Origin of the sequence: Bradyrhizobium genomosp. I (2014), assembly GCF_000261685.1 — a bacterium.
Lineage (GTDB): Bacteria > Pseudomonadota > Alphaproteobacteria > Rhizobiales > Xanthobacteraceae > Bradyrhizobium.
Window position 1 is genome coordinate 1 of the sequence record NZ_AJQE01000325.1, and the last position, 7437, is coordinate 7437.

Consider the following 7437-nt stretch of genomic DNA (forward strand, 5'->3'; position numbering starts at 1 on the left):
GCGCGAAGCCGCCCGATGGCGTTGGCCGGCACAGCAAAGGCAAAGGCGGTGGGCCGATACTCCAGGAATGCAAATGCTACTCTCTGTTCCGTGCGGCTACGGACATCACCTTAGGTGAAGCTCCCAAATTTCGGCCGGACGACTTATCCGCTAGTAAGGGTTTGTCAGCACGCACCAGCAAGGGGCCTGCATATGAACCACTCGATTTACACTGCGGACAGGGCAACACATCTGAAGGTCGTCATCGCCGGATTGCTCGCCGGCATGGCCATCATGGCGACAACGCTGACCGTGCATCTGGCCCAGCCGGAATTGAGCTTGCAGAAAGCGAAGACTCTGGCCGTTTACCAGGCACGTCCAATGCACGCACTGACCGAAATGGCCCAACGCTAGTCGAGATCGGCTGTTGGAGGATATTCAGATGACCAACGAAGCAATCAAGGCGCTGATGCTATTTGCGATGTACGGCATTCTCGAGCTCGCGCTCTATTTTTCGTCGACCGTCAGACCTGCCAAGCAACCGCTCCGTTCGACATCCGGCCGGACTGCGAATCCCGATCTCACGCGTCCGGCGGCGGAAGACTAGAGCATGAGCCGGAAAAGTGCGCAGCGGTTTTCCGAAAAGATCATGCTTAAACAACAACCTAAAGCGCGATGAAGATTCTTCCTAATCGCATCGCGCTTTAGGTCGATCCGCGCGGCCCCTCGTGCCGCGTCATGGACGATCGTTACAATGGTTCGTCATCGAGCGTGGATGGTTCTGCCTGCAGCGAGACGAAGTCACCGCCGCCGTAATCGTCCTCCGGATCGGGACCGGTCGATTGAAGGCACAGGCGGTCGTCGACGCCGCGAACGCCTGAAGCGTTCTCACAAGCCACGATAGCCGCCCGGCGGGCGTTGTCGCCCTTGACGACGCCGCGCAGCGTGACCACGCCGTCCCTGACGCTCACGTTCAAGCCGACGGGCTGCCAGGGCTTTCCAGTCATCGCCGCCAGGACCGAACGGCGGATTTGATTGTCGTCTTCCGAATAGCCGGGTGCGCCGGTCAGCGGGCCGGCGACCGCGGACAGGAAGTCGGACCGGGTGATGATGCCGACAACGCGGTCATCGCGCATCACCGGAACATGATTCAGGTTTCGACGCTCCATGAGGTCGGCGATCTCCTCGAGGGGAGCATCCTCGCTGGTCGTCGCCGGATCACGCGTCATCACCTGCTCGACCCTGCGCCCATGCTCCTTGACGAATTCGCGGGCCACTTGGTCTGCTCCGAGCAGGACGGTCAGCAGCCGGTTGCGCGTGTGCTCCGTTTCGAGCTCGGCCCGCCTGAGAAAGTCGCTCTCGCAAATGATGCCGACCAGCTTCCCCGCCGTATCCGTGACCGGCAGTCCGCTGATGTGGTGACCGAGCATGGCCCTGATGGCATCGGCGATCGAGGCCTCCGGCCGAATGGCAATCACCCGCCGGGACATGATCTGGTGCGCGCGCATGTCTTCAACTCCAGAGAGAGCTCACAGGTAGCCGCCGCCCCTGATCGGGTCTTGATCGAGATCAACCGCCCGGCCGCGGTCGAGTGCCATGCTTCCATCAAATCCGGATATCGGGCATGCGCCTGCAGGCATTGTTCATGGCTACGATCCTTGCGGCGGTCGCTGCGCTGAGCGCCGGAGCGCCGGCGGAAACGACGTCGGTCGACGCCTCCGCCGCGCTCTCCGATCTCATGACCCGGCTTCAGCTCCAGCATGCCAAGCTCTGGTTTGCGGGGAAGCTCAGCAACTGGAGCCTCGCGAACTACGAAATCCAACGGATCGAGGCCAATCTCGAAGCCGCGGGCAGGCTCTTGCCCGACCCATTGCGGATCGGTCCTGCCAAGCATCAGCTGCAAGCCGTACGAGAGGCGATCCAGCAGAAAAACGTGCCTGCGTTCACCAAGGCCTATTCGGCCCTGACCAACGAATGCAACAGCTGCCATCGGGCCAGCGGCTACGCCTCGATCACGATCCAGGTGCCGGTTCGCCCGCCTGTCACCAACCAGTTGTTCGTGGATCAGGCCACCGAAGGCCGGGCGCTGGCCCACGCCTCCTGCGGAACATGCCATGTCGTGGAGGATGCCGCCAGGGAATCGCCGGCGTCCCGCCCCCCGGCGCCGAGCTTCCTGGAGATCATCAATCGCCCCTCGTTCTCCGCCGATGACATCAGGCAATTCCTGGCATCGGGCCACCGCAGGCTCGGACCCGGCCAGGCCATGCCGAACCCGCGGCTCGCCGAGTATCAGATCGACGAGATCGTGGCGTACCTCGAAACGTTGAGAGCCGGCCCGCCGCGCTAAAGCATGATCCGGAAAAGTGCGCAGCGGTTTTCCGAAAAGATCATGCCTAAAAAACAACCTAAAGCGCGATGACGATTCATCCAAATCTCATCGCGCTCTAGAGCCCGCCCCGCTCCGCCTTCCCGTCGCTTGCCTGGCAGTTGATCTCCGTCAAACAGTGATCGGCAAAGAGCAGCATTGTGGACCGAACGAAATCCGAAGCTGCGCCATCGCAAGGCAGGCACATGACGACGACAGACGGAGCCGCTCCCTCACCTCAAACGCGCGGGCCAGCGGCAAAGCCATTTCTGTGGGGCGTCTCGACCTCGAGCTTCCAGATCGAGGGTGCTTCCCATGTGGATGGGCGCGGCAACAGCATATGGGACAGCTACTGCCGGCAGCAGGGCCGCATCAAGAACGGCGATACCGGCGATACCGCCTGCGATCATTATCACCGCTACCGTGAAGATATCGCGCTGATGCGCGATATCGGCGTCGGCGCCTACCGCTTCTCGATCTCGTGGCCGCGCATCCTGCCTCGCGGTCGCGGGGCTGCGAACGAGGCGGGCCTCGATTTCTACGACAGGCTCGTCGATGCACTTCTGGCTGCCGGCATAGAACCCTGGATCTGTCTCTACCACTGGGATCTGCCGCAGGCGCTGCAGGATCTCGGCGGCTGGCAGAACCGGGACATCGCGGGATGGTTCGCCGATTATGCCGCGCTGGCGGCCCGACGCTTTGGCGACCGGGTCCAGCGGTTCGCCACCTTCAACGAGCCGTGCGTATTCACGCTGTTCGGATACGGTCTCGGCTGGAACGCGCCCGGCATTGCCGACAAGGGCGCTCTGCACCGAGCCATTCACCACGTCAACCTCAGTCACGGCCGTGCCATCGACGTGCTCCGCCAATCGGTGACGAATGCATCGCTCGGCGCCATTCACAACCGCCAGCCCTGTTATCCCGCCACCACGCGGGAGGAGGATGTTGCGGCGACGCAGCGCTTTGCGCCGTACTGGAACGACGCATTCCCGTATCCGCAGCACTTTGCCCACTATCCCCGGGAGCTTGCCGAGGCCATCGAGCCTTATGTCAAGCCCGGTGACATGGCGCAGATCGCGAGGCCGGTCGACTGGTTCGGGCTCAACCACTATTCGCCGCACTACATCAAAGCTGACACAAACACGATCGGCGCCGGCTTCGGCGCACCGCCGGCCGAGGTGCGACGAACTTCCATCGGCTGGCCCATCATTCCGGAGGCGTTCCACGATACGCTGCTGGACATCCACCGCCGCTTCCGCCTGCCGATCTACGTGCTGGAGAACGGAACCGCCGCGGACGACAAGCCGGACGGTAGCGGTCGTGTTCAGGACACCGCACGGATTGCCTATCTCGACGCCTATACAAGGGCAATGCAGGAGGCGATCCGGGCCGGAGCCGACGTCAGGGGCTATTTCGTCTGGTCGCTGCTCGACAATTTCGAGTGGGCATCGGGTTATTCGCAACGCTTCGGTCTCGTCCACGTCGATTTCGCCTCGCAGAGGCGAACCCCGAAAGCGTCGGCGCATTGGTATTCCGATCTCATTCGGACGGCGCGAAGACCGCAGACTGCCGCAGACCGTGCGGGGCCCGACAACGTGACGGAAACGCCCGGCGCGATGGCCGTCCCCACGGTCTCCGGCTGAGCCGATGACCGAGATCCTCACGATCACGCCCAATCCGGCGGTCGACGTGTCGACATCGGTGGACAGGATCGTTCCCGTCGCCAAGCTGCGCGGCATCGGGCAGCGCCGTGACCCCGGCGGGGGCGGCATCAACGTTGCGCGCGTGGTCAAGCGCCTCGGCGGCAATGCCACCGCGCTCTATCCGGTGGGCGGCCTCACGGGAGACCTGCTGCGTCAATTGCTGGACAAGGAGGGCGTCGAAAGCCTGACCTTTCCGATCGCGGGCGAGACCCGGCAAGACTTCTTCGTCCGCGAGATCGGCACGGGCCAGCCCTATCGCTTCATCTTGCCAGGGCCGCCTCTTGCCGAGGACGAATGGCAGAGGTGCCTTGCCCTGCTGTCGGCGCTGGAGCCGTTTCCCGGCTTCGTGGTTGCCAGCGGCAGCCTGCCGGCCGGAGTGCCCGACGACTTCTACGCAAGGGTCGCAAGGATCACCAAGCAGCGCGGCGCCAGGATGATCCTCGATACCTCCGGTCAGGCCCTTGTTGCTGCGGTGACGGAAGGGGTCGAACTGGTCAAGCCGAACCTGCGGGAGATGCGCGAGCTGGTCGGCCGCGAGTCGTCTGATCCCGCCGAATGGGAAGCTGCTGCCAGAACGCTGGTGCGCAGCGGCAAGGCAGCGATGGTCGCCCTGACGATGGGACATCTCGGCGCCGCGCTGGTGACGAGCGACCGCGTGTGGCGCGCCGAACCACTCGCGATTGCGCCCGTCGGCGCCGTCGGCGCAGGTGACAGTTTCCTCGGTGCGCTGGTCCACGGGCTGGCATCTGGAGCCAGCCTCGAACGCTGCTTTCGACAGGCGGTCGCCGCCGGCGCCGCGGCCCTGCTCAATCCCGGCACAGAACTCTGCCGGCCCGACGACGTCAGACGTCTCGCCGAACAGGTCATTCTCTCTACGGCAATTTGACCGATCCGGTCGGAAGCGTCGGGGCCTCCACCTGCCCCGGCGGCGTGTCCCGGTTGAGGCGGTCGAGCGACAGCAGGAGACCGCCAACCCGTTCCAGCGACGACATCCAATCGGCAATGCGCCCATAATTGTCGACGACCCAGTTGAACGAGGCCTGCACCAGCGTGAAAGCCGCCGCGGCTTGTGTGAGCTCGCCCAGCGTCATAGCTCCGGAGAGAAACTTCGGCGCGCACAGCACCAGCCCGATGATCGGCGCCAGAAGCGAGTTGCCATGCGACACGATCGTCGTCCGCATCAATTGCCAGCACAGGCGACGCCACTGGTCTATGGTGGTTCTGAGAGTCTTGCGAAGGTCACGGCAGACTTCCGGCTGTTGTCCCTTTGGCGCGATGCCCTCCCCGATGTCGCGGAGCTGGTGTGCCGCCGTGATCAACTCCGCCTCCGCCTGGTTCTTGATCTGAACCAGGCGGGTCAGCGGCGCCCCGACCGTCATCATCGCACTGGTCACGATGCTGGAGTAGAGCGCCACACCGACGACGAGGTAGCCCGGAATCCGGACGGAATGACTTCCCACTGGCAGCGCAATGTCGCCACCGACCGTCCAGAGGACCTGAATGAAGATGACCGCGCTGAGCAGCGCGGAAACCAGCCCGAGCGCGAGGTCGATCGGCGCGTCCGTTGCGATCCTGACGTCCTCGGCGATCCGGTATTCGGGAATCTGCCGCTCGCTCTGCACGAACGCGAGGCGGGCATAACGGTCATTCTCGACCCAATAGTCGATCACTTTGCCGGTCAGCCATTCCCGCCATCGTCTTTGCACGGTCATGCGGCCCCAGACCGACGTGACGGCAAGTGCGATGCTCCCGACGCACAATGGGACGAGCAGGAACGCCTGCCCTTTCAGCCGCGCAGGATCGCGGCTCTCAAGCGCATCGAAGAAGTCGCGATTCCAGTAGTTGAAGCGAAATTGCACATAGAGCTGGAGGACGACGACGATCACCAGTACCACGCATAGTACCCATACGCGCCAAGCCGGTGCTCCCCGCCAGAAGCCGGAGGCGCTCTGCCAGAATCGCGATCTCTCTCGCGAAGAGCCGTTCTGGTCTGGTTCGGTCATCATCAATGTTCACAGCTAAAGCGGGTATGTGCTGCGCACTTGATCTTTCGCAAACCGACGGTGCGGAGATGCTGGAAAATCGTCGGCGTTGAGGCCCATTTTGCAGCGCGGGAGAATGCGCGATGGACGCACCGAGCTACATTCGCTGGTTCAGGGACATAGGTCTTGCCGACGTGCCGCTGGTCGGAGGCAAGACCGCATCCCTGGGCGAACTGTATTCGGCACTGACGCCGGAGGGCGTCAAGGTTCCGAACGGCTTTGCGCTGACCGCGGCCGCCTATCGCGATGCCCTGACCGACGCCGGCGCGTGGGACAGGCTCCGCCCCCTTCTCGCCGGCATCGACAAGCGGCGGATTGCCGATCTTGCCCGCCGCGCCGCCGCGGCGCGCGCGATCGTTTACGCGGCGACCGACCGGGAGGATCTGCGACGGCAGGTCACACAGGCGTATCGGCAGCTGGAGCAGGAATACGGACGCAACGTCGCGGTTGCGGTCCGCAGCTCGGCCACGGCCGAGGATCTTCCGACCGCAAGTTTTGCCGGTCAGCATGACAGTTTTCTCAACATCCGGGGCGCGGAGGGGCTGATGGAGGCCTGCCGCCGCTGCTTTGCTTCGCTGTTCACGGATCGTGCGATTTCCTACCGGATCGACAATGGATTCGATCACTTCAAGGTCGCGCTGTCCGTTGCGGTCATGAAGATGGTCCGCTCGGACCTCGCGGCAAGCGGCGTCACCTTCACGCTCGATACCGAGACCGGATTTCGCGATGTCGTGTTCGTGACCGGCGTCTACGGGCTCGGCGAAAACATCGTGCAGGGCGTCGTCGACCCCGACGAATTCTACGTTCACAAGCCGACCTTCAACGCCGGCTTCCGGGCGGTTCTGTCGCGCCGCCTGGGATCCAAGGCAAAGCGGATGGTCTACGGCCGCGGTCACAATACAACCCGGAACGTGGCAACACCGGCGAACGCGCGTCAGCAATTCTGCATCAATGACAGCGAAGTCTTGACGCTTGCCGAATGCGCGCTGCTCGTCGAGAGGCATTACTCGCAAAAGTCGGGCAGGCCCACCCCGATGGACGTCGAATGGGCCAAGGACGGCAGGGACGGTTCGCTCTACATCATCCAGGCCCGGCCCGAGACGGTCGCCTCCCGCCGGAAGCCGGAGGCGCTCGAGAGCTATGTCCTGAAAGCGCCCGGGACGGCGCTGGCCGAAGGCCGCGCCGTCGGGGAAAAGATTGCGGCAGGACGCATCCGATTGATCAGGAACGACCGCGATCTCCGGAAATTCCGCGCGGGCGAGGTGCTTGTCGCGACGGCGACGCGCCCGGACTGGGAGCCCGTCATGAAGCTCGCCGCCGCAATCGTGACCGATCATGGCGGGCGGGC

8 protein-coding genes are annotated in these 7437 nt (G+C 63.8%); 6 read left to right on the forward strand and 2 right to left on the reverse strand.

Annotated elements, in window-relative coordinates; all coding sequences use genetic code 11:
• Positions 1–192: 192 nt before the first annotated feature.
• Positions 193–393, forward strand: a complete 201-nt coding sequence (locus tag IC50_RS29430) for a hypothetical protein (RefSeq protein ID WP_035713034.1) — start codon at positions 193–195, stop codon at positions 391–393.
• A gap of 28 nt (positions 394–421) precedes the next feature.
• Positions 422–586, forward strand: coding sequence for a hypothetical protein (locus IC50_RS41550; protein ID WP_157461106.1), 165 nt, complete (start codon positions 422–424; stop codon positions 584–586).
• A gap of 142 nt (positions 587–728) precedes the next feature.
• On the opposite strand, the gene IC50_RS29435 is transcribed toward IC50_RS41550, so the two are convergent.
• Positions 729–1487, reverse strand: coding sequence for a CBS domain-containing protein (locus IC50_RS29435; protein ID WP_035713036.1), 759 nt, complete (start codon positions 1485–1487; stop codon positions 729–731).
• A gap of 137 nt (positions 1488–1624) precedes the next feature.
• Here IC50_RS29435 and IC50_RS29440 point away from each other — a divergent pair, with 137 nt between their 5' ends.
• From IC50_RS29440 to IC50_RS29450, 3 genes are all read left to right on the forward strand, one after another.
• Positions 1625–2326, forward strand: coding sequence for a c-type cytochrome (locus IC50_RS29440; RefSeq protein ID WP_244429675.1), 702 nt, complete (start codon positions 1625–1627; stop codon positions 2324–2326).
• A gap of 224 nt (positions 2327–2550) precedes the next feature.
• A complete protein-coding gene (locus IC50_RS29445) occupies positions 2551–3987 on the forward strand; it encodes a GH1 family beta-glucosidase (protein ID WP_050991145.1) in 1437 nt (478 codons plus the stop codon).
• Positions 3988–3991: 4 nt separating this feature from the next.
• The gene (locus IC50_RS29450; RefSeq protein WP_035713040.1) at positions 3992–4933 is read left to right on the forward strand and encodes a 1-phosphofructokinase family hexose kinase; all 942 of its coding nucleotides are present in this window, start codon (positions 3992–3994) and stop codon (positions 4931–4933) included.
• On the opposite strand, the gene IC50_RS29455 is transcribed toward IC50_RS29450, so the two are convergent.
• Positions 4920–6053, reverse strand: a complete 1134-nt coding sequence (locus IC50_RS29455) for an SbmA/BacA-like family transporter (protein ID WP_440588151.1) — start codon at positions 6051–6053, stop codon at positions 4920–4922. The genes IC50_RS29450 and IC50_RS29455 overlap by 14 nt on opposite strands.
• 119 nt (positions 6054–6172) lie before the next feature.
• On the opposite strand from IC50_RS29455, the gene IC50_RS29460 reads away from it, so the two are divergent.
• On the forward strand, positions 6173–7437 hold a 1265-nt coding region (locus IC50_RS29460; RefSeq protein ID WP_035713045.1), incomplete at its 3' end, for a PEP/pyruvate-binding domain-containing protein.